At 62.7% G+C, this 21,327-nt stretch carries 14 protein-coding genes and 1 pseudogene; 7 read left to right on the forward strand and 8 right to left on the reverse strand.

What is annotated here, in order from left to right; all coding sequences use genetic code 11:
- Window positions 1–19 precede the first annotated feature (19 nt).
- A complete protein-coding gene (gene pheA, locus BN1724_RS06380) occupies window positions 20–1,042 on the reverse strand; it encodes a prephenate dehydratase (RefSeq protein WP_058234684.1) in 1,023 nt (340 codons plus the stop codon).
- Window positions 1,043–1,255: 213 nt separating this feature from the next.
- Between pheA and BN1724_RS06385 the strand changes: the two genes are divergently transcribed.
- Both BN1724_RS06385 and BN1724_RS06390 read left to right on the forward strand, forming a co-directional pair.
- Window positions 1,256–3,382, forward strand: a complete 2,127-nt coding sequence (locus BN1724_RS06385; RefSeq protein ID WP_058234685.1) for a hypothetical protein — start codon at window positions 1,256–1,258, stop codon at window positions 3,380–3,382.
- 193 nt (window positions 3,383–3,575) lie between these two features.
- Complete coding sequence (locus tag BN1724_RS06390; RefSeq protein ID WP_331709454.1) at window positions 3,576–4,460, forward strand: phosphotransferase; 885 nt, start codon at window positions 3,576–3,578, stop codon at window positions 4,458–4,460.
- Window positions 4,461–4,479: 19 nt separating this feature from the next.
- Here BN1724_RS06390 and BN1724_RS06395 read toward each other — a convergent pair whose 3' ends face one another.
- The 3 genes from BN1724_RS06395 to BN1724_RS06405 are packed head-to-tail and all read right to left on the reverse strand — an operon-like array spanning window position 4,480 to window position 7,394.
- Window positions 4,480–5,568 carry a glycosyltransferase family 2 protein gene (locus BN1724_RS06395; RefSeq protein ID WP_231928175.1) on the reverse strand — a complete coding sequence of 363 codons (1,089 nt, stop codon included), beginning with the start codon at window positions 5,566–5,568 and terminating at the stop codon, window positions 4,480–4,482.
- On the reverse strand, window positions 5,565–6,386 hold the full coding sequence (locus BN1724_RS06400) for a DUF5926 family protein (RefSeq protein ID WP_058234687.1): 822 nt from the start codon (window positions 6,384–6,386) through the stop codon (window positions 5,565–5,567). The genes BN1724_RS06395 and BN1724_RS06400 overlap by 4 nt, the downstream gene beginning before the upstream one ends.
- Before the next feature lie 57 nt (window positions 6,387–6,443).
- Window positions 6,444–7,394 (reverse strand): sugar-binding transcriptional regulator, encoded by a 951-nt coding sequence (locus BN1724_RS06405; RefSeq protein WP_058234688.1) that lies wholly within the window; start codon window positions 7,392–7,394, stop codon window positions 6,444–6,446.
- Window positions 7,395–7,685: 291 nt separating this feature from the next.
- Here BN1724_RS06405 and deoC point away from each other — a divergent pair.
- From deoC to BN1724_RS06425, 4 genes and pseudogenes are all read left to right on the forward strand, one after another.
- Window positions 7,686–8,348: pseudogene (gene deoC / locus BN1724_RS06410) on the forward strand (deoxyribose-phosphate aldolase); the annotation flags it as partial.
- The gene (locus tag BN1724_RS06415; protein WP_058234690.1) at window positions 8,345–10,057 is read left to right on the forward strand and encodes a phospho-sugar mutase; all 1,713 of its coding nucleotides are present in this window, start codon (window positions 8,345–8,347) and stop codon (window positions 10,055–10,057) included. The pseudogene deoC and the gene BN1724_RS06415, both read left to right, overlap by 4 nt.
- Before the next feature lie 287 nt (window positions 10,058–10,344).
- Window positions 10,345–11,055 (forward strand): purine-nucleoside phosphorylase, encoded by a 711-nt coding sequence (gene deoD, locus BN1724_RS06420; RefSeq protein WP_058234691.1) that lies wholly within the window; start codon window positions 10,345–10,347, stop codon window positions 11,053–11,055.
- Between the two features lie 11 nt (window positions 11,056–11,066).
- Window positions 11,067–12,506, forward strand: coding sequence for an MFS transporter (locus tag BN1724_RS06425; protein ID WP_058234692.1), 1,440 nt, complete (start codon window positions 11,067–11,069; stop codon window positions 12,504–12,506).
- Between the two features lie 205 nt (window positions 12,507–12,711).
- On the opposite strand, the gene BN1724_RS06430 is transcribed toward BN1724_RS06425, so the two are convergent.
- The 4 genes from BN1724_RS06430 to BN1724_RS06445 form a co-directional block, all read right to left on the reverse strand.
- On the reverse strand, window positions 12,712–15,393 hold the full coding sequence (locus BN1724_RS06430; protein ID WP_157085792.1) for an FUSC family protein: 2,682 nt from the start codon (window positions 15,391–15,393) through the stop codon (window positions 12,712–12,714).
- 61 nt (window positions 15,394–15,454) lie between these two features.
- Window positions 15,455–16,771, reverse strand: a complete 1,317-nt coding sequence (locus BN1724_RS06435) for a uracil-xanthine permease family protein (protein WP_058234694.1) — start codon at window positions 16,769–16,771, stop codon at window positions 15,455–15,457.
- A 95-nt stretch (window positions 16,772–16,866) separates the two neighbouring features.
- A complete protein-coding gene (locus BN1724_RS06440) occupies window positions 16,867–18,543 on the reverse strand; it encodes a DUF7937 domain-containing protein (RefSeq protein ID WP_058234695.1) in 1,677 nt (558 codons plus the stop codon).
- Window positions 18,544–18,833: 290 nt separating this feature from the next.
- Window positions 18,834–19,505, reverse strand: a complete 672-nt coding sequence (locus BN1724_RS06445) for a flavin reductase family protein (RefSeq protein ID WP_231928176.1) — start codon at window positions 19,503–19,505, stop codon at window positions 18,834–18,836.
- A 58-nt stretch (window positions 19,506–19,563) separates the two neighbouring features.
- Between BN1724_RS06445 and argS the strand changes: the two genes are divergently transcribed.
- Window positions 19,564–21,303, forward strand: a complete 1,740-nt coding sequence (gene argS, locus BN1724_RS06450) for an arginine--tRNA ligase (RefSeq protein WP_058234696.1) — start codon at window positions 19,564–19,566, stop codon at window positions 21,301–21,303.
- Window positions 21,304–21,327 lie beyond the last annotated feature (24 nt).

The following is a 21,327-nucleotide window of genomic DNA, read 5'->3' on the forward strand; positions in this document are numbered from 1 at the left end:
AACCACCCGCAGATGCCGACTACCCGCGGATGCCAGCGCGCAACCCGTCCACCCACTGGCCCGCACGATCAAAGGCCACATCACTCAACTCGTCGCTGATCTGGGGCCTGACCTTGTCAGCTCGCGGATAAGACCCCAAATAAATCACCTTCGGACAGGTCCTATACAGGGATGCGAGCGCAGATCCCACCCGTCGGTCGGCAATATGCCCCTCAACGTCGAGAGAGAACGAATACCGGCCCAGCGCATCGCCGAGCGGACGGGACTCAATGCGAGAGAGATTCACGCCATGCGCACTGAACTGTTCGAGCATCTCCAGCAGCGCCCCCGTGCGGTTATGCGGCAGATGAACCACCAGCGAGGTTTTATCGGTGCCGGTCGGCTGCGGAATCGCACCGGCTCGCGCCACCATCACGAACCGGGTCACCGCATCCGAATGGTCCTCAATGCGTCCGGCATGCACCGTGAGCCCAAAATGCTTCGCCGCCAAAGGCGAGCAGATCACCGAGCGGCCACGGGCTGACTGAACCGGAGTGCGCGCAAGGTCCTGAGCAGCTGCGGCAGTCGACAGCGTGGTTTTCAGTGAGACCCCCGGCAGATGCGAGCGCACCCACCCCTGACACTGCGCCTGCGCATGGGAATGACTGGCCACCTCGGTGATCTCTGAGGTCGAAATCGGTTCCCGGGTCGCGAGAACAAAGGTGATCGGCACGATCTGCTCGGCGATAATCCCGATCCCGCCGGTCTGCGCGAGGGCATCCAACGTTCCTGACACGCCCCCTTCCACCGAGTTCTCCAGCGGGGCCATCACCGCATCTAGTCTGCCCTCCAGGAGGTCGAGCATTGCCGCGGGCACATTGGGATAGGGCACCGTATCGTCAGCGTCCACATCGTTAGTGCCCACATCGCCGGCGGACACGTTGTCGATGCCCGAAACCGTTGTGCCGGTCGCGGATAGCTGCGCCCCAACACCCCGTGCCAGGGCCTCGAGCAGGGCTTGGTGGGTGAAGGTGGTCGCCGGACCGAGATAGCCGTAACGCATAGTGGTTTACGCTACCGGCTGCGTCACGACATCCGCGGACAGTCCGGACGCTGGGACAGGGGACGTGGCCTAGAGCGCTACCGCCGCGATGTCAGTCCTCCACCTGGTCACTCCAGGACGGCGCACGAACCCACACATCACCTCCACAGCCTTATTCCGCATCCTCCATGCCCCGAGACCTCGTCTGTCACACCCGGACCTTAGGATCATCTCGTGCGTCGTCTTCTCGCTTTTCTCGCCACTTTGCTGCTGTGCGCCGTCGTGGCAGCTCCCGCCTCCGCCGCATGGCTGCAGGCGCCCGGAGTGACCCCCACCCAAGGCGACTCACACCCGTCCCCTGTGCGACTCGTCCTCACGACCGCAGGTCTGACCTGGGAAGACATCTCCCCCACCCGCACACCGGCCCTGCAATGCCTAGCTGATCACGCGGGGATCGCAGCGATGTCAACCACCTCGTCCTCAGCCATCTCCACCTATCGGCAGGGAGTTCAAGCGCTACACACCGGGTACCGAGGAATTCATGGCTTGGCTGGGCATGCCGCGGTGCCCGGGACCCTTCAGGGAGTGACCAGTTCACAGGACGCCACCGCCAGTTCCGGGGGAAGCGATGCCAGCCCCATCCGTAAAGATCTTCTCGCCACATATCCCGGAGGCCTTGAAGAAATACCCGGCCCCAACCCCACCGCCGAGCATCTCAGCACTGAAAGCAAAACTGTCGCCACGGCACTCGCCAACCATCCACATTCCATCGTGCTGGTACATCTGGGCGGATTGCCTGCGCACCCGAGTGCTACTGACCTTGCAGCTCTGGACACACGGGTCAGCCGGATACTCGACGCCGCTGGCGGATGTTCACAGCTGCCTCGCACGATTCTCGCGTCTGTGGCGGTGCTGAACCCTCCGAAGGATGACCTCCTGCCGACAGAGTCTTTGCACGATTCCCTTGCCCTTCCGGCACCGAACCGTTTGCAGGTGGTGATGGATACCGGCTATCCGGGAACCCTGCTCAGCTCAGGCTCTACCCACCAAAATGGCCTGGTCAGTGTCGTCGATCTGCTCCCCACCTTGATGGAACCAACCCAGGTACCGCTTCCATCTGACCTTCCGGGTTCCGCATGCGAGGCTGGCCCGGCTGCCTCAACGGCCGCTGCGCAACAACTCGTTCGCGACCGTACTCTCGCCGCGCAGCGCATCGGTTCCGCGACCTTACCCGTTCTTGGTATCTGGGGGGCTCCCTGCGCTATCGCGACGGTTTTGCTGTGGATTCCGCGGTTTGCCCGCGGACGACGACGTGCTGCTTTCGCCCGTGCCCTTGCGATTGCGCTTCCGCCTGCAACCGCTGCCGGACTGATCGCAAACCTCGTTCCCTGGTGGCGTGCGGAGCTTCCTTGGTTGGCTCTCGCCGGTTTCACCTGGTCGGTTGCCGCTGTCATCACCGCCATCGCGCTGCTGGGTCCGTGGCGGCGTCACCGGCTCGGTCCACCCGCCGCATCCGGCTTGATCACCGCCGGCATTATCCTCGGTGAATCAGCGTTCGGCTCACCGCTGCAAACCTCCGCGATCCTCGGGGCGGACCCGCTTGGTGGCGGTCGTTTCTACGGCATCTCTAATCACTTATTCGGTATCGTCCTCGCCTGTTCCCTGCTGGCCCTACTCGGGCTTTTGACCTGGTGTGATCGCCTCACCCCCGGGGCAGACGAGGGCGACAGCGCTGCGAGTGCTGCATCCCGCAGCAGACTGCGGGTGGCCATGGTGGCGGCGCTCGGAGCGGTGGTGTCCGTCATTTGCGTTGCCCCCACCATGGGCGCCGATTTCGGATCCATGCTGGTGTGCCTTCCCGTCTTTGGCCTGCTAGCACTATTGGTGTCACGGGTTCGACTCCGCCTGTGGCACGTGCTGGTTCTCGGCGGCGGCGGCGCGCTCGCGGTCATCGCGGTTGCCCTCGCGGACTGGATGCGCGCACCAGAGCAGCGCACCCACCTCGGTCGCTTTATCGACGCGGTTCTCACCGGTGATCTATGGCAAGTCATCGGCCGCAAACTCTCCCAGAACATCGGGCTCATCGCGCAGTATCCGCTTCTCGCCGCGGGCATGGTGCTCTTGGTTCTGCTCAGTCTGGCGCTTTTGTTCCCCGGACGAGCGCGCTGGGCACGGCTCAGCCGCCTCATCTCGGAAGTCCCCGTCGCGCGGCCCGTTGTGATCTGCCTGATTGCCGGTTCCTGGTTGGGCTTCGCCGTCAATGACACCGGCCCGCTCTTGGTGGTTGCCGCCGGGTTAATGACCGCCCCGTTGCTCACCGCGATGTTGCCCGACCCCGTTGCCCACGATGACAGCGCGTAAACGCGCAGGGGGCGGTGATATTGCCGGCAACGGACTCATTACCGCCTGTCATGATACTTCGGTGACGTTCCTGTTGCCGGGTCACGGGTCCGTGTCGATATCTTCGTCTGAGGAACTCACTCGTGGCGTATCAGGCGCGAGCGTGCATCGTCTGCACCTGAACGTCCCACCCGGTCGCGCAACGACCGCGATCATGAAAATTGCGTCATCTAATTCCAGCGGAATCCGGCTTCAATCCAGCGATGACATCAGTCGCGAGATCAACGTCTATACCCTGCCTCTGACAGAGAAAGCCACGCGGCGCATAAGCCGTCCTCAACTACTTGCCCACTGCTCATCCGGTACCTCCTCGTGGATCCTGCTGGAAGATGTAGGGCAAGCTCTTGACATCGAATGGAGCATCGATCGCGCCCTCACTGCAATGCGCGCGGCAGCCTCACTCGATGTCGTCGCGAAGACTCCCCAAAAGCATGAGTCATGGATTGCACCCAAGGAATACCGCTCTTTTGAACACCATATTGATGCTGGATTACAAAGCATTGAAATCCTTCGACAGTCCCCGAAGCTCAAAGATGAGCTGGATACGACGACTGATCTCAACCGCCTTGAACAACTGCTCCGAACAGCCCGCAAGACAGCCACCGCATTAGATCTCGAGCCCCATACTTTCCAGCATGGCGACCTCAATAACAGCAACATGGGGTTTACATCTGCTGATTCCCTCATGCTCATTGACTGGGCACAAGCCGGTATGGCACCTATTGGCTCCGATATCGCTGTGTTCCTCAGCGGCTTCTGTGCATTTGGCGGGCAGCTCGAAACGACAACAGCCGAGGACTTCGACAACCTCATGATCGCGGAATACGTCCGAGCCCACCCGCACCATATCCCTCACTCCATAATCCAACGCGTCGTCGATTTATGGTCGATCAGCTGGGCAATTCAAGTCCGTCTCGGGGCTGGTCTTCCCGCTGCGTGGAATATGAGTGAGGGATCGTCAAACAGGGCAAACATCATCGCCGACGTTCGCGATGGACTCCATCGCGCCACCCGCGCAGCTTCAAGACTGTGCCAATGAAAGAGCCTATCCACAGCCTCTATGAACGCTTAGGCTCGTCCGCCCCATCGCCTGCTCCATCGCCCGACGGCCTGCCCGATTCCTCACGCGATTCATGCTGCGGCGTGCTGCCCGGTCCATCGCCAAGCACAGAGTCTGTCTCGGTGCCAGCTCCGCGCGTGTTAGGTCCGTGCGTGTCGGCTCCAGGCACTAATCCGCGCCCGGCCTCAGGTTCAGAACCGTTACCCGGCCCACGACCACGCCGCGACACCAGTGCGCGCACCACATCGCGAAGCTGCGCGGCCCGGTGAACCTGTGACCGCAGATCACGGCCCGTCACCCGGTGCTGAAGCGCGCACGGAACTTCCTGAACCCAAAACCCTGCGGCGAGCGCGTCGATGCTGAGGGAAGTCTCCACGCCCCAACCTGCGGCCAGCGGCTGGCAGGCATCCCACACCTCGCGGGTCATGCACCGGGTGCCCGACAACGGCTGTTCCGGCTGCCACCCAGTCGCGCGGTGAATCCCTGAGCGCGCGGTGCGCACGACCAGCCCGAAACCTCCGCCGCGGCTGGACTGGGTCGGAAGCAACGCAATAGCCATATCGACACCGCGGTCGCACACCGCCTCAACCAAAGGCGCCGCATTCTCAGCGGTCTCCTGCAAATCCGCGTCGATAAAAAGCAGCGCCCTAGGGGGCAATGGATCTGGATTAATGACCGGAAGCGGCCCGGTGTGACCCGGCACCCGAGGTTCAGCATGCAGCGTTTCCTCGAACGTGTCATCCCCTTCGGCTGCGCTGACATCCTCGCGCATCGCCACGAGCCGGGCCCCGGTAGCCATTGCGGCAGCTTTACCGAGGTTGCGTTTATGCCGAACAACCAGGGCGCCGGCACCTTTGGCGATGGCGGAGGTGGCATCCGTGGAGCCATCGTCGACCACCACGATCAGATCGACCCGGTCGATACGTGATGCCGCGTGGATCGTGGCGTCTAGCCGTTCCGCTTCGTTATATGCCGGAATCACCACGGCCACGGCGTCCGGACGACCCTGAGTCAACGGGCCGGACTGTGAGTCGAGATCTGCTGACGAATGCTCGGTCACCACGTTGTCAGCCGGCTGCTCCGTCACCGCAGTGTCACCTGCCGGGCCACAATTCCACCTCGGGCCCGGCGCTCACGCGGGGTGAGCTCATCGGTGCAGGCCAGGGCGTCATGCATGCGCTGTGCGAGGTCGGAGGCGACCTCTTCGACCCCATCGACCCCAAATCCCTTCGGCAGGTCCCAGACGGGGATGGTGAGCCCATCGGCCCGGAAGGAACCGACATATCGCGTGCCCTCGCCCAGGCCGCTGTCGTGGCGCGCGTGCAGGCGGGCAATGGCGTCGATCACGCGATCTTCGTCAGCATCGAGCACCCAGCGCAGATGCTCCTTAGAACCGGCGTCCACCCAGAAAGCATGGGGCAGAGCCTTCACGGCCTTGGTCGGGAGGATGGAGGCGTTGGCTTCTTTGAGCGCGGCCTCAACCTGTTCGGTGCGTTCAGCCGATGCGTCAAGCCAAAACTCGAACGTGTCGTGGACGGTTACCGGAACGTCGGGGTCGATGTCGAGGAGGTCCTGGAGTCGGGGCGAGTCAGCGGTGAGGTCTATTTTTTCCACGGCTGTGCCGGGTTCTACCTCCAGCGCTTGGGCAATGGCCTGGCCGAAAGCTCGGGATAGGTCGCCGCCCGGGACGGATGCCTGCAATCCGACGATGACGCTTCCGTCTGTGCGGCGGACCGCTGGGTATGCCATCGGGAGCACGGTGGCGATCACGACGGGCACTCCGTCTCGGGTGCGTGCAGGCACGGTAGCGGAGGGAATGAGTTCGCGCATGGCGACGAGGTCGCGTTCGCGTCCGAGCCCGGCGAAGGGGCGGCGGACCAGGACGTCGGGTGAGGTGGCAGCCATGCAGACAGGTTACCCGGCCCTCGCCTGCATGTCCCCTGTGCAACCGCGTATGTCCGGTTACGTAGTGCGGGAGGCGTCAATCTCGAGGACGCCGCGGGCGGCGCCTAGGTCGGTGACGAGGTGGGTGATGTAGCCGGCGCGCAATGCCACGGCAAGTGGCAAGGCTTTGGAGCGGCCTCCGGCGATGCACACGGTGCGTTCCTTGGAGGCGAGATCTTCCAACGCGATGGCGACGGTCCGCTGATCCAAACTGGGCAGGCAGATGTGTCCGTCGGCGTCGTAGAACCGGGAGCAGATATCGCCGACTGCTCGGTGCAGCAGGTAGTCCCGGTCTGCGGAGGCGAAGGAATCCAGTGTGAACATGGTCGCATCGGGACCGATGCCGCCGACGGTGAAGATGGCGGTGGTGGCTTCGCGTCCGAGGTCAAGAACCGCTCTGATCTGGGGTTCTTTTTCGACGGCGCGGCGGGTTGCCGCGTGTTCAAAGAACAGCGGCAGGTGCAGGCTCCTCGGGCAGGCGTCGAAGGCGTCACAGAACAGGGGCATGGTTTCGTATTCACGGGTGCGCCGGGAATGGTAGGGGACGCCGCCTTTGAGTTCGACGATCTGCACGCCGGTTCGCGCCACGGGGGTGAGGTGTCGGCCCACACTGAACAGGGTTTCGCCCCAGGACAGGCCTACGATTTCGCGGTCGCGTATGAGGTCCCGCAGGAGGGCGGCGCCGATTCTGCCGATTTCTTCGAGGATGAGTTCGTGGTCATCGGGTGCCATGGCGATGCGCACGTCAGCCAGTCCGAAGCGTTCTTTGAGCTGCTGGGCCAGGCGGGAGGTGTCCTCTCTGGGGTCGTGAATGTCGATCGACACGAATCCGCACTCTTTGGCGTATTGAATGAGTTTGGACACGGTGGGACGTGAGACGCCGAGGGTCCGTGCGACCTCGTCCTGAGATTTTCCGAGCCCGTAATACAGTTTGGCGGCGTCCAGAGCTTGGACTTCTCGCTGCTGCATGGTCTCTCCTGACGTCTCGTCGGCTGACTGATTGTGCGCTGTGGGACCGCTCTTTTCCCCGGCGATGTGTCCGCGTGAGGAACTGATCGGGACCTGATATTGACAGTCCTTGACGCGCTTCCTACCGTGGCACATATGTTCGGAGGATACATAACGCATGTTCCGTAGGGCGAGGGCATAGCCGTCACAGCCATCAGAGAAACCAGCCTCAACCCGCCGACCACCTAGCTTCACCCCACACAGAAAAAATAGCTTCACCACACACAGAAAACAGATACCGACAAAGGAGTTTCCATGCGCCGATCAGAGGTGGCCGCACTCATCGACCACACGCTACTGCGCCCCGAGGCCACCCCCGCCGACGTTCAGGAGCTACTGTCCGAAGCAGAAGCGCTCGGCACCTACTCCATCTGCGTGTCCCCCAATCTGCTGCCCGTGGCCACTGACGCCTCATCGACGGTCAAAATCGCCACCGTCTGCGGGTTCCCCTCCGGGGCCCACCATGCCGAGGTCAAAGCAGCCGAAGCCGCCCGCTCCGTAGCCGACGGCGCCGATGAAATCGACATGGTCATTAACCTCGCCCTGGCCCAGACCGGCGACTACGACGGCATCGAACGCGAAATCCGCGCCGTACGCGAGGCCTGCCCCGAAGGTGTCGTACTCAAAGTCATCATCGAATCCGCCGCGCTGACTGACGAACAGATCGTCAGCTGCTGCCGCGCCGCCGAAGCAGCCGAAGCCGACTTCGTGAAAACCTCCACCGGTTTCCATCCCGCGGGCGGCGCCAGTGTTCACGCCGTCGAACTGATGGCACAAACCGTCGGCGGCCGCCTTGGCGTCAAAGCCTCCGGCGGCATCCGCACCGCTGAGACCGCCCTGGCCATGATCGAGGCCGGCGCTACCCGGCTCGGCCTGTCCGCGTCCCGCGCTATCTTGGAAGGACTTTCCGAATGAACAGCAACGATGCTCTGATCGCCGCCGCCCGGGATTGGGCGGCTGACGACCCCGACACCACCACCCAAGCCGAGCTGCTTCGCCTCGCGGACGCCGCCGAAAACGGCGATACCGACGCCCAGGCCGATCTCGCCAGCCGCTTCACCGGGCCCCTCACGTTCGGCACCGCCGGGCTGCGCGGGCGCGTCGGCGCAGGCCAGACCCGTATGAACGTCGCCGTGGTCACCCGTGCCACCGCGGGCCTTGGCCGGTACCTGCTGGACACCGTGGAGAGCGACGGTACCGACCGTCCCCGCGCTGTCGTGGGATGCGATGCCCGTTACGGATCCGCAGAGTTTTTCGATGCCACCGCCGAGGTGCTGGCCGCTGCCGGAATCGAGACTCTCACCCTGCCGCCACAGCTGCCCACCCCCGTCACCGCTTACGCGGTCCGCGCACTGAACGCCGATGCAGGCGTGATGGTCACCGCCTCGCACAACCCACCCGCCGACAACGGATACAAGGTCTACCTGGGCGGACGCGCAGCAACCGGTCCGGGCGAGGGTGTGCAGATTGTGCCTCCCGCCGACGCCGACATCGCCTCGCGTATCGAGGCAGCTCCTGCGGCCTGCGCCGTTGCCCGTAGCACCGAGGGTATCCGGGCGGTCGGCGAAGGACTCGTCGAACAGTACATCGAACGCGCTGTGTCCCTGCGACCAGGCCTCGGCGCGGACGGTACCGCCCCCACCGCCAGCATTCGGATCGTTCTGACGCCGATGCACGGGGTTGGTGGCGCGACCGCGCGGGAAGTTTTGCAGCGGGCCGGTTTCGAGGATGTCCACGTCGTCGAGCAGCAGGCCAAGCCCGACCCCGACTTCCCCACGGTTCCGTTCCCGAACCCGGAAGAACCGGGGGCCTTGGACCTTGCCCTCGAACTCGCCCAGAAGGTGAACGCACACGTCGTGATCGCACTCGATCCCGACGCCGACCGCTGCTCGGCTGCTATTCCGCTGCGGGATGGCACCTGGCGGCAGTTGACCGGCGATGAAATCGGGGCCCTGCTCGGCGAGCAGGCAGCAGCCGATGCTGACCGCAGCGGAGGCACCCTCGCCTGCTCGATCGTCTCCAGCCGACTGCTGAGCCGGATCGCTAAAGCCCATGGGCTGAACTTTGCCGCGACCCTCACCGGCTTCAAGTGGATTGCTCGCACCCCGGACCTTCGGTTCGGTTATGAAGAAGCCATCGGCTACTGCACCGACCCGGAAGCTGTGCGCGACAAAGACGGCATCACCGCCATGGTGCGCCTGGCCTCTCTGGTCGAGTCCCTGCACCATGCAGACCGCACCGTCGAGGACGAGCTGGACCGGCTGGCCCGCGAGCACGGCCTGCACGCGACGGCTCCGCTGAGCATCCGCGTCAACGATGTCTCGCTCATTTCCGACGCTATGACACGCCTGCGCGCTCAGGGGCCGACCGAGCTAGCCGGATCCCCCGTGGTGGCCGCTCACGATTTGGCCCAGGGGTACGACGGACTGCCGCCGACCGATGGTCTGCTCTACCTCACTGAAGCCGACGACCGTGTGATCGTGCGTCCGTCCGGAACTGAGCCGAAGCTCAAGTGCTACCTCGAAGTGGTGCTTCCGTGTGAAGGTGATCAGGTGCCTCGCGAACAGGCGGCTGAGCGGCTTTCCCGCATTACCGCCGATATGAAGGCCATCCTCAGCCTCTAACGGCATCTGAGCGATAACGCCGATATATCGACGGGTTGCGGCGCGCCACCGACGAGCACGAGTACCAACCTGTAAGACGCGGTACCGACTTTGGGGCGGCGCATCGACTCTGCTGCATAGCAGGTTTATCCGCGACATCTTGATTCCACCGACGCGACCCGCTGGATTCCAGTAAGGCCTGCGGGTCGCGTCGCCGGTGTGTTCGGAGCACCTTGATGGCTCCGCACACCACCGCATGACCCTTAACTCACCGACCGTTTTTACCGACTTGTTTTTAAGGACACCTCATGAGCATGCCCAGCACCCCACACATCAAGCCCGGCGACGTTCCTATTGCGGAAACCATCCTGCTGCCCGGTGACCCGCTGCGCGCGAAGTTCATCGCCGAGACCTACCTCGATAACCCGCGCTGCTTCAACGAAGTCCGCAACATGCTGGGCTACACCGGTACCTACAAGGGACGCGAAGTTTCTGTGATGGGTTCGGGTATGGGTATCCCCTCGATCTCCCTGTACTCCTACGAGCTCATTCACATGTTCGGTGTGAAGAACCTGATTCGTGTGGGTTCCTGTGGCGCGATGCAGGAAAACCTCAACCTGTACGACGTGGTCATCGCTCAGGGCGCATGCACCGACTCAAACTATCTCGCCCAGTTCAACCTTCCCGGCACCTTCGCGCCGCTGTCCTCGTACACCTTGCTTGAGCAAGCTAAACGCGCGGCGGACGCCAAGAACGCACCGGTTCACGTGGGTAACGTGCTCTCCAGCGACGTGTTCTACGGGGCCGACGCGGATGCGTGGAAGCGCTGGGCCTCCATGGGTGTGCTCGCCGTTGAAATGGAGTCAGCTGGTTTGTTCGCCAACGCTGCGGCCGCGGGCGTTCAGGCACTGGGAATCTTCACTGTGAGTGACAACCTGGTCACCTCGGCAGTGACCACCCCTGAGGAACGCCAGACAGCCTTTACCTCGATGATCGAGATCGCTCTCGAGATTGCCTAAGGACACTAACTATGCCCACTTCAAAACCTTCTTCTGAGGCGCCGGCCCGCGGGGTTAACCCGAAGCAGGCTGTGCCTCTGATCCTCGCGCTGTTCGTTTTCTCCCTGATCATCGACAACGGGTTTAAGAACCTGTCTCAGCCCATTGCGACGAACCTCGGTATTTCGCCGAGCGAAGCCAGCCTTCAAGCCACCCTCGCCGGCATTTTGATCGGGATCGGCGCCGTGGTGTATGCGACTCTTGCCGACTCGATCAGCATGCGTAAGCTTCTGATCTTCTCGGTGATCGTGATGTGCGCAGGCTCGCTGTTCGGGTTCATTTTCTCGAGCTCATTCCCGATGGTTTTGATCGGCCGCATTGTTCAGACGATGGGGCTCGCCGCTGCGGAAACTCTCTACGTCATCTATGTGACGAAGTATCTGTCCCGCAAGGACCAGAAAACCTTCCTCGGTTTCAGTACCAGCGCCTATCAGCTTTCGCTTTTCTTCGGCGTTTTAACGTCCGGATATATTGCGGGCTTGTCCAGCTCGAGCTGGAGCTGGATGTTTTTGGTTCCGCTGCTCGCTATCGTAACGATCCCGAGCATTTTGCGGACTGTTCCGCGCGGTGAGGTTACCAGCTCCCGCGTCGATGTGCTCGGCCTGTTTTTGGTCGCGGTTGTCGCTACCTGCCTGATTTTGTTCATGCAGCAGTTCCAGTTCTGGTACCTGCTGCCTGCGCTGATTGCGGTGGTGGTGTTCATCTGGCATATCCGCGCTCATCGGGGTGCCCTGGTCGATGCGTCATTCTTCTTGAACCATCGCTACACCACGATGCTTGCGGTTAACTTCATCATGTACTCGGTGCAGCTGGCGTACCTGTTCGTGTTCCCGTTCCTGCTGCGGGATCTGCATGGCCTAAAAATTGATGAATCCTCGTATGTGCTGGCACCGGCCTATTTGGTGGCTGCGATTGTCGGTGCGCTCACCGGTGCGATCGGGAAGTTCCTGTCCTCGCGCCAGGCGATCACGGTGGCCATGTTGGCGATCACCATCTCCCTGGTGATTCCCGCGGTCTTTGTCGAGTTCTGGATCGGCATGTACACGATCTCGATGATCTTGTTCGCTAGCGGGTTTGCTCTCATGTACGCCCCACTAATGTCCACGGCCATTCGGGATATCCCGCGTGAGCGTTCGGGTGTGGCGATCGGCTTCTACAACCTGGTGATCAATATTGCGGTGCCGATTGGCATTGCCTACACCGCAAAGCTGGTGGATGTGAAGCCCACGTTCCTGTCGTTCCTCACCACTTCGGGTCATGCCGACGGGCAGGTGTACTCGACGATTTTGTTCATTATCGCCGCGATTACCATTATCGGTCTTATCGTCTACCAGGTCGCTATTTCGGCTCTGACGAAGTCTGATGCTCGGCGCGGTATTTCCCCGGAGTCAGAACCGGTGGTCACCCACTGATCTGAGCTGAACCATTGACCGGTTAGATGATCGGTTGATGAAGGGGCATGTGAATAACAATTCATCTGAACGCTGAGTTCATGGGCCGGGGTCGCAGGCACATCTGCGGCCCCGGCTTCTCTCGTCATAAGGCTTTTAATCCCCGGTTCTCGACGCGTCAGCAGGATTTAAGCGGAGGCACTAGCAGCCCGCTTCAGCAGCGTGTTCACCGGCTTGCACGGCGGGCGGCTGAGGCCATCGCGTCGTCGAGCCGAATCAGCTCAGCCACCAGGACTTTCACCTTCGCTGCGCTGCGGCTGCGCACCTCGCTGAGCTCGCGCCCGATCTGGTCAAGGGCGGGCGCATGCCCGACCCACGCGGGCCGATCATCATGGGGTCTTCCCGAGTCGGCATATGCCTGGGCCAATACCTCAGCGCGGTCAGCCATATCCTCGATAATTGCGACCAGACGGTCGCGCAGGTCAACCGATATTCCGACCGGCTGGTTCTGGTTTACCTGCTGCTGGTGGGGTATCTGCTGGCCGCCCGCCTCCTGGTCAGGCCTCTGTTGGTCGGCCATCTCCTGGCTGGCCGCAGCCTGGTCCGTCGATGCAGTGTCACCGCGTTGCATGGTCCGGTACATCCCGGATTCTTCCACCGCAGTGATGGCTTGGGCAACGTTCCCCGCATTGACAGCAATTCCCCGCAAAGCGGCGATTAATGCCCGCGTGCCATCCAGTCGGCGCGCATTGCGTGGAGTTTTAATCAACGCGGACGCCACATCGTCCATTTGGTCTACGGCAATCCCGACCAGTCGCGCATCAATCCCGGGCCTAGCCCCGCTCTCCCCCATCACGATGCGCCTGACATCGTGCAATAGCCGGGTCACCTCGCGAGAGACCCGTGAAATGCCTTCCCCGAGGGCGGCACGGGAATGCAGGGGCAGCACGAAGGTGGCTACCACGGCACCGATGATGGCGCCGGTGCCGTTTTCGATAATCCGGTAAAGCACCAGAAGGTCCACTGTTCCGGTGGAGCCGTGCGCGCCGGAAAGGTAGACCTCAACCAGCGTAATGGTCAAAAAGACCACGAACCAGGTGTACGAGATGGTGAGTAACCCGGCGCCGATGGCGAGTGCCCCTACCGCGATGAGGACCTGCGCTGCGGGGTGAGCTTGCGAGAGTGGCACCGCAATTAAGATGCCGACGCCACCGCCGATCGCGGTGCCAATCAGGCGTCGGGCGACTTTGCGGAACCTGTCGGCCGTCACCGAGGCACCTTTCATCATGATGAAAGCCCCGATAGTCGCCCAATAGAACTTGTGCGGCTCGATCAGATAGCCCAACATACTGGCGATGCTCATGGCGATAAGGCCCTGGATGAGGTTACGCACGTCCATGTCCAGCACGAGCCGACCGAGGTGGGTTTTGCGCGCGGCGGCAGTGGCGAGCGCAGCTTTCCCGAGCGGCCGGAAGTTCGCGTACGGAATACCGGTGCTGTAGCCCGTTCCGCGGGCGGGGCCAACCGTATCGAGCATGTCCGACATGACGCGGCAGCGTGCCACTGCACCGGAGAGGTCTCTGGTGAGGGTGACCAGGCGGTGTGCGCCCGGCACGATATAGGCGTCGCCCTGTGGTTGGGCGTCGGGCGCTAACGGGATAGCGCCGGTTCGAGTGTCTTCGCGTGCCCGCTCAGACGGAGCCCGCCCGGAGAGCGTCTGCCCGGGTTCCCCGAGAGCGGCTACGGCTGGACCGCAGGCAACCTGGCCCGCCCCGTCATGTCCCGACGGCGCAGCCTGAGCAGCGCCGTCACTTGAGGCCAGCTGATGTTTGTCCTGGGAGGTGATCTGCGGGCCCCGGATGGCAAAACCTTCGTCGCGTTCAGCAGCTTCAATGGCGGCGCGCAGCGCTGCGAGATCAGCGTGAACGTGTTTACCCTGCGCGGTCTGATCGTCAGCGATATGGGCGAAGAGCTTCACCGCCGCAGCTCTAATATCGGCGGTGCCTGGATAGGCAGGATCGGGAGCGGGAACAGTACGTAGCCCCGTCGCAAGCCGTTCAATCACGGGGGCTACCGCCGCCACCCGCAGGTCGAGGTCGAACACTAACCGCTGAAAACGTTCCCCCCAGTGGAACGGCAGATCGGGGTGAACAGCGAGAACCGCTTCTAAAACCAGCGCGGTGCGGTGCATTGCCGCGCGAGACCAGGTGAACATTGCCCGTGAGACCCGGTCGTCCTGAGCAAGGAGCAGCGCAGCGTACCGGCAGAAAATGCGCCGGTTAGCGGTCAATGAGTGCCGGGTGAGCCGCAGATGCCGGCGGGTTGAGGAGGAGGCAAGGATCCAGCGCACGAGCACCATCACGGTCACCGCGAGGAGTCCGGTGACCTGTCCGTGCAGATATGTTGTCCACGGGTCTGGGCTGGCGGCGGCCCCGATGAGCGTGAGCAGGAAACCGTTCATGACAGAGTTACCGGCAATGTCGCCGAGCGGCCCGTACCGCGGCATCCACAGAGGAACCGCAGCGGCGAGCACGTAAGCCCCTGCAGCGAGCAGTGGCCACGGGGCGACGGCGGTGGCGATGGCCGCGGCTGCTCCGGTTGCGAAAAACATGACGACGGCCCGGCGGCCCAGTTCCCGTCGTTTATAGGTGCGCAAAGATAGGGCCGTTGTGATTGCGTAGGCGCTGGCCGCCATAATGCCAGCGTTCTCGCTGAAGCCGGGGAAGACTCCGCTGAGGGCGACCAGCCATCCCACCAGCACCAGGGTGCCGACACCGGTTATTCCTTGCCAGACGGTGCGGGTGAGGTAGAGCCCTGGGTCAGCAACCAGTAGGTAGCGCCATGGATGGGAGCAGACGTCGCGCAGCACCGGCAATACCCCGGACATAGCGGCCCGGGCTCGTCCCACAGGGTGGGGTATCTCCCGGGCAGGACGTGCAAGCCCCGCTCTGGTCGCGGCGCCGTGCGGCTCAGTGTTCGTCGTTGGCCTCCGTTCCTCGCCACTTCCCAATACCGTTCATCACGTGATAGACGATCACCGCTGCGAGGGTGCCGAGCGCGATTCCGGTGAGCTTAATTCCATCAAACGTCAAGGTGAGATCTGAAATACCGATAATAAGGGCAACCGCGGCGGTCATCTGGTTCTTTGGGCGGGTAAAGTCAACCCTCTGGTCAACCCACATGCGTACGCCGATGATCCCGATCAATCCGTATAGCGCTATGGTGACGCCGCCGAGCACACCAGCGGGGACGGAGTTGATGATCGCGCCGACCTTCGGGGACATGGCCAGCACAATGGCGACGATGCCTGCAACCCAGTAGGCAGCGGTGGAATAGACGCGGGTGGCGGCCATCACCCCGATGTTTTCGCCGTAGGTGGTGGTCGGTGATCCGCCGAATCCGGAGGACAGCATGGTGGCGGCACCGTCTGCGAACAGTGTCCGGCCCACCATATGGTCGAGGTTTTGCCCTGTCATCTGCCCAACGCTGCTGACGTGTCCCACGTTTTCGGCTATCAAGACGAGCACCACTGGTAAGAACATCGGCAGCAGTGAGAAGTTGAAGGTGGGATGGGTGAAGGTGGGCAGCCCGAGCCAGGCGGCGCTATCCACCGCGGAGAGGTCAACTTCGCCTTGGAGTAGCGCGGCCACATAGCCGATCACGACGCCGAGCAGGATCGATACCCGCCCGAGCAGGCCGCGAAACAGCACCACGCTGACGATGACGGCGCCGAGGGTGATGGCGGCGGTGCCCGGTGATTTCAACGCGTTGTCGCGGGCGGCGGGAGCGAGGTTGAATCCGATCAACGCCACGATGGAACCCATCACAACCGGGGGCATGAGGGCCTGGATCCAGCGCGTGCCCACGGATTGGACGAGCAACCCGATGAGGGCCAGAGCGGCGCCGGTCAGCAGCACGGCGCCGAGTGCATCGCCTGGGCCTCCACCTTTAACTGCTGCGGTGATCGGTGCAATGAAGGCGAAGGACGATCCCAGGTAGCTGGGGACCCGGTTGCCGGTCAGGATGAGGAATAGGAGGGTTCCGATACCGGAGAACAGCAGGGTGGTGGACGGCGGGAATCCGGTCAGCAGCGGGACGAGGAAGGTCGCGCCAAACATGGCCACGACATGTTGAGCGCCCAGTCCGATGGTCAGCGGCCAGGTGAGACGCTCATGGGGCGCGACGATTGCGCCGGGGGCGACATGGCGTCCGTCGCCGTGGAGCTGCCATCGAAACGGCAGCGCGCGGGATGAGGGGTGGGGGCGCTCGGGTGAGCGACTAGGCATGTGGGGCTCCTCGGGCAGGGCAGGGTCTCCATGCGGGTGCACGGGCGATGTGGGGGATCGCCCGGAAGACTATCGCGCGAGGCCGGGGCCACGCATCACTGTTCGCGTGGGAAGGAGGCCTTGCGGGCCCGATGTGCGGCAACGTCGGGTACTCGATCGCGCAATGATGTGCGTCCACCTCCGCGTCTGCGAAAGTCCTCGAACATGCGGGCGAGGTCGGGGGCGCCGTATTCGTCGCGGATCGGGGCGGGCACTGTGAGCATGAGGCCGATGGCCAGCCCGAGTGCGAGTGCTAATCCGCCGTTGGAGACCCCTGCCGCCGCCTGGGCGACGATGGTTTCGACGATGACGCCGAGGAAGCCGATGACAACCATGATGACTGCGCACACGACCGCGGTAGCTCGGGCGGCGTCTGCTGGGCGGTGTAAAAGGGCATGCCGACCGACCAGGGATAGGACCACCACCATCACACTGACCACGGCGGAGATGAGGTAGAGCAGGGGTCCCGCGGGCATCTCTTCTCCGGCACTGGCCGCAATTGCTGCCGCGGTGTTCCATAGGCAGGCACCGCAGTGCAGGATGGCGGAAAACTCGAAAGCACGCACCGCGTAGACGATCCAGTCTGAGCGTGTGAACGAGAGGGGTATGCCGCGCAGGAAGGCGCGAGATACCAGCACCGAGAATCCGGCGAAGAGGAACGGCAGCCATACGAAGGTGATTGCGAATGATTCGGGGGCAGCGTAGGAAAGTTTGAGGGAGTTGTCTGCGATGGCTCCGAGAATCATGGCGAGAATGCAGGTGACGCCGAAGATGTACCAGGAGGGGTGGCGCCTCAGCCCGGCCGCGAACGGGATCACGACTAGGGTGCTTGAAATGATGGCTGTGGCGAGGTTCAGCAGGGAAAATGTCCAGTCCCCGGTGACGGCGCGGCCGATCAGCATCACCAGCATGATGACGAAGCAGACAGCGACGCATGCGCTCAGCAGTTTGAGGAGTAGCCGCGCACGCCACCGGTTTTGCTCGCCTGGAATATGTCCCTCGTGCCCGCGGGGTTCTGCGGCCAGCACGGACCCGGCCAGTGCCAGCGACACGGCTACCCCGATGCCGACGGGCGGGCCTGTGACGAGCGGGGAGAACATGACGGGGATCGATGAGATCAGATCCCAGATGATGGTGCCGAGCGCAACCAGCATCACCGGGATTTGGGTGAGGATGCGCAGTCGGCGGATGACGGGTCGCCGGGCGTGCAGCGCTGTGAAGCGCAAGACGTAGGCGAGGATGATGCCGATCACGGCAATGATGATGGCCGTCATCGGCAACCAGAGCCGGAATGTTTGGTGCCGCCAGGTGAATTGGGTGACGCATGCGGCGAAGAAGCAGATGATGGCCAATAGGTCGCGGGCGAGGTCCCAACGGAAGACCACGCGCAGCGGTTCGGCCAGTGCCCGCAGGCGGGCCTGGGGATCGTCGTCTTCCTGGGTGGGAGTGGTCCCGGAGCGGGCGTAATTCGGCGCGGTTGGTGCACCGGATGGTCCGGAGGCGTGGGATGGTGCACCGGATGGCCTAGGGGCGGCAAGACCTGTTGTGGTCGCGCTGTGGGCAGGGAGGGGGGTTGATCCCTGTTGGGGGCCTAGGGCGCCGAAGCGACCGGGCGAGGCAGTGTATTCGTCAAGATCGCGCCGGTTGGGAAGTTCTTCGGTCGGTAGTTTGTCCGGGTCCGACTCTGCGAAGATCCAGTCGTCGCAGCGGTTGTTTTTATTGTCCTTCGCCATCGTCTCCCACTGTCGCCCTTGTCTCCCACTGTGTTGTTCCGCTGCGATGTCGCTGGTGCGTGACCCCATGCCGGTGGCTGGTACTGCGGCCCACCGCGCAGTTGCACCGTGTTGTCCAGCTGTGCAGTTGTACCGCTACGTTGTCTAGTTATTTTGTCCAGTTATGTTGTGCAGTTATTTTGTCTAGTTATTTTATGTATTTACGTTGTCTAGTTATGTTGTCTGGCTGTGCAACCCCGCAAAGTGATTCATGTTCAGTGTAGGGGCGGGGGCTGACACTCAGCCGGAGGTCAGGGGGCAAGTCGCCGATAACGGCGGGCCCAGCGGATGAGTGGTTGCGCACTGGATTGTGCGGCGCGGATGGAATGACGGGTTTGGTCTTCTTCACCGCGCCCGAGTGCGCTCACTTCCGCGACGTACAGAGCATGGGTGGCAGCCGGATACCGGGCAACCACCTTGAGGTCGAACCAGGCGAGCGCACCGGTCAAAATCGGGTGTCCGGCAGGGCTGCGCCGATGCGGCACTTCCGCGAAAAGCCCGGGGAGGGGGTTGCCTGGGGTTCCGAACCGGTCGGCTACTGCGATCTGGTCCTCGCTGAGCAGGTTCAAGGTGGCGGTGCCGACTTCGTCCACGGCCTCATCGATCCGGGCTCCGTCGTAAAGGCTGAGGGCCATGGTGGGTGGGTCATGTGAGATATCGAGGTAGGAGTCAATGGTGACAGCGACATCGAAGCGGCCGCGGTGGACGGTGAGCACGGCCAGATGCGCAGCGATATCGTCACTGAGGCGGTGATAGGCGTCAATGAATTCCGGCGCGTGGCCATCTCGCGGCACCTGGGCGGGTTCAGACAGATCAGTGGGCTCATAGGCGGGAACGGATGTCGGCGCGGAGTGCTCACGGCGCATTGAATGATCCGGATCGTCAGGATGCTCGGGCGTGGGTCGCATGGTTGGTGCGCGCATTCGTTGAGTGTACGGAGGGGGCAATAGTTGCATTCTCAAACGCGATATCCTGAGGGGCATGACCACACCCGAAACCGTGCTCACCGAGCGTTTCCAGTCTGCATTCGCACGCGCTTTCGGCGATGAGTTTGCCACCGCCGATCCGATTATTCGCCCCTCGCAGTTCGCTGATTTTCAGTGCAACGCAGCCATGGGCTTGGCAAAGCGCCTGGGGCGAGCCCCTCGACAGATCGCAGCTGACATTCTGGAGCACGCCGAGTTGTCCGATGTCGCGGAGCCGATGGAGGTGTCCGGGCCAGGGTTTCTCAATATCAAGCTGTTACCGGAGTGGATTGCCAGCCAGGTCGAGGCCATGCGGGCCGATGAGCGGCTGGGGGTGCCGAAGGAGAAGTCTCAGAACATTCCCATCGACTACTCGGCGCCGAACGTCGCTAAGGAAATGCACGTCGGTCATCTGCGCACCACCGTTGTCGGCGATAGCCTCGCGCGCACGCTGGAGTTCCTTGGACACCATGTGATCCGCCAGAATCACATCGGCGATTGGGGCACCCCGTTTGGCATGCTGATCGAGCATTTGCTGGAGGTCGGTGCCGACAGTGATGAGGCTGCGCTGCTGCGCACCAGCCCGAATGATTTTTATCAGGCAGCTCGCACCAAGTTTGAGAGCGATCCTGACTTCGCGGCACGGTCGCGGCGGCGCGTGGTGATGCTTCAGGGTGGCGATGAACCGACCTTGGAGCTGTGGCGGGAGCTGCTGGATCTGTCCAAGCAGTACTTCAACCACATTTACAAGCTGATGGATGTCACCTTAACCGATGATGATCTCGCGGGTGAATCCATGTACAACTCCATGTTGCCGAAGGTCTGCGAGGATCTGGAGGCCGCTGGGCTCGCGAGGATATCCGATGGTGCCCTGTGCGCTTTCCCCAAGGGTTTTACGGGCCGGGAAGGCAATCCGTTACCGCTGATCGTGCGCAAGTCCGACGGTGGTTATGGCTATGCGACCACGGACCTTGCGACGGTGCGCGACCGCGTGGACGAATTGCTGGCAAACCGGATTCTCTATGTCATCGGGGCACCCCAAGAGGTGCACCTGGCGATGGTCTTTGAGACCTCGAGCGAAGCCGGCTGGCTGCCGGAGTCGGTTCAGGTTATCCATGTGAAGATCGGGAACGTTCTGGGCGAGGACGGCAAGATTCTGCGCACCCGTTCGGGAGCCCCGCTGCGCCTTGTATCTCTGCTGGAAGAGGCGGTGGCCCGCGCCCGCTCGGTGATCGACGAACTGCGTCCTGACCTTTGTGAGGATGAACGTGCGGAGGTCGCTCACCAGATTGGGATCGGCGCGGTGAAGTACGCGGATCTGTCCACGAGTCATGACGCCGAGTACGTCTTCGATTTGGAGCGGATGCTCGCGCTACAGGGCAACACGGCTCCGTACTTGCAGTACGCGATCGCCCGGATCCGTTCGGTTCTGCGCAAGGCTGCTGCGCAGGGGCTGGAGGCGGATGAGAGCGCGGTGATCAATTTAGGTCAGGAGCAAGAGCGCGCGCTGGCTCTGCAGCTGCTTCAGTTCGGTCCGACGGTGACGCAGGTGGGCCAGACCTTGGAGCCGCATCGTTTGTGCTCGTACCTGTTTGCCACCGCACAGGCGTTCACCTCGTTCTACGAGAATTGCCCGATTCTTAAAGAGTCCGATCAGGCTATTCAGCGCTCTCGCTTGGCGTTGGCTGGGCTGTGTGAGCGGGTTCTGGTGCAGGGTCTGGATCTGCTCGGGGTGCGTGCGCCTCGGCAGATGTAGGTGCGTGCACCTCAGCAGGCCTGG

Source organism: Devriesea agamarum, assembly GCF_900070355.1.
Lineage (GTDB): Bacteria > Actinomycetota > Actinomycetes > Actinomycetales > Dermabacteraceae > Devriesea > Devriesea agamarum.

Coding starts and splice junctions, on each gene's coding strand:
- pheA (WP_058234684.1), bottom strand. CDS start 1,042: ATGCGTTACGGCTATCTCGGTCCGGCGACCACCTTCACCCACCAAGCC.
- BN1724_RS06390 (WP_331709454.1), top strand. CDS start 3,576: ATGAAAATTGCGTCATCTAATTCCAGCGGAATCCGGCTTCAATCCAGC.
- BN1724_RS06400 (WP_058234687.1), bottom strand. CDS start 6,386: ATGGCTGCCACCTCACCCGACGTCCTGGTCCGCCGCCCCTTCGCCGGG.
- BN1724_RS06405 (WP_058234688.1), bottom strand. CDS start 7,394: ATGCAGCAGCGAGAAGTCCAAGCTCTGGACGCCGCCAAACTGTATTAC.
- BN1724_RS06415 (WP_058234690.1), top strand. CDS start 8,345: ATGAACAGCAACGATGCTCTGATCGCCGCCGCCCGGGATTGGGCGGCT.
- deoD (WP_058234691.1), top strand. CDS start 10,345: ATGAGCATGCCCAGCACCCCACACATCAAGCCCGGCGACGTTCCTATT.
- BN1724_RS06425 (WP_058234692.1), top strand. CDS start 11,067: ATGCCCACTTCAAAACCTTCTTCTGAGGCGCCGGCCCGCGGGGTTAAC.
- BN1724_RS06435 (WP_058234694.1), bottom strand. CDS start 16,771: ATGCCTAGTCGCTCACCCGAGCGCCCCCACCCCTCATCCCGCGCGCTG.
- BN1724_RS06440 (WP_058234695.1), bottom strand. CDS start 18,543: ATGGCGAAGGACAATAAAAACAACCGCTGCGACGACTGGATCTTCGCA.
- BN1724_RS06445 (WP_231928176.1), bottom strand. CDS start 19,505: ATGCGCGCACCAACCATGCGACCCACGCCCGAGCATCCTGACGATCCG.
- argS (WP_058234696.1), top strand. CDS start 19,564: ATGACCACACCCGAAACCGTGCTCACCGAGCGTTTCCAGTCTGCATTC.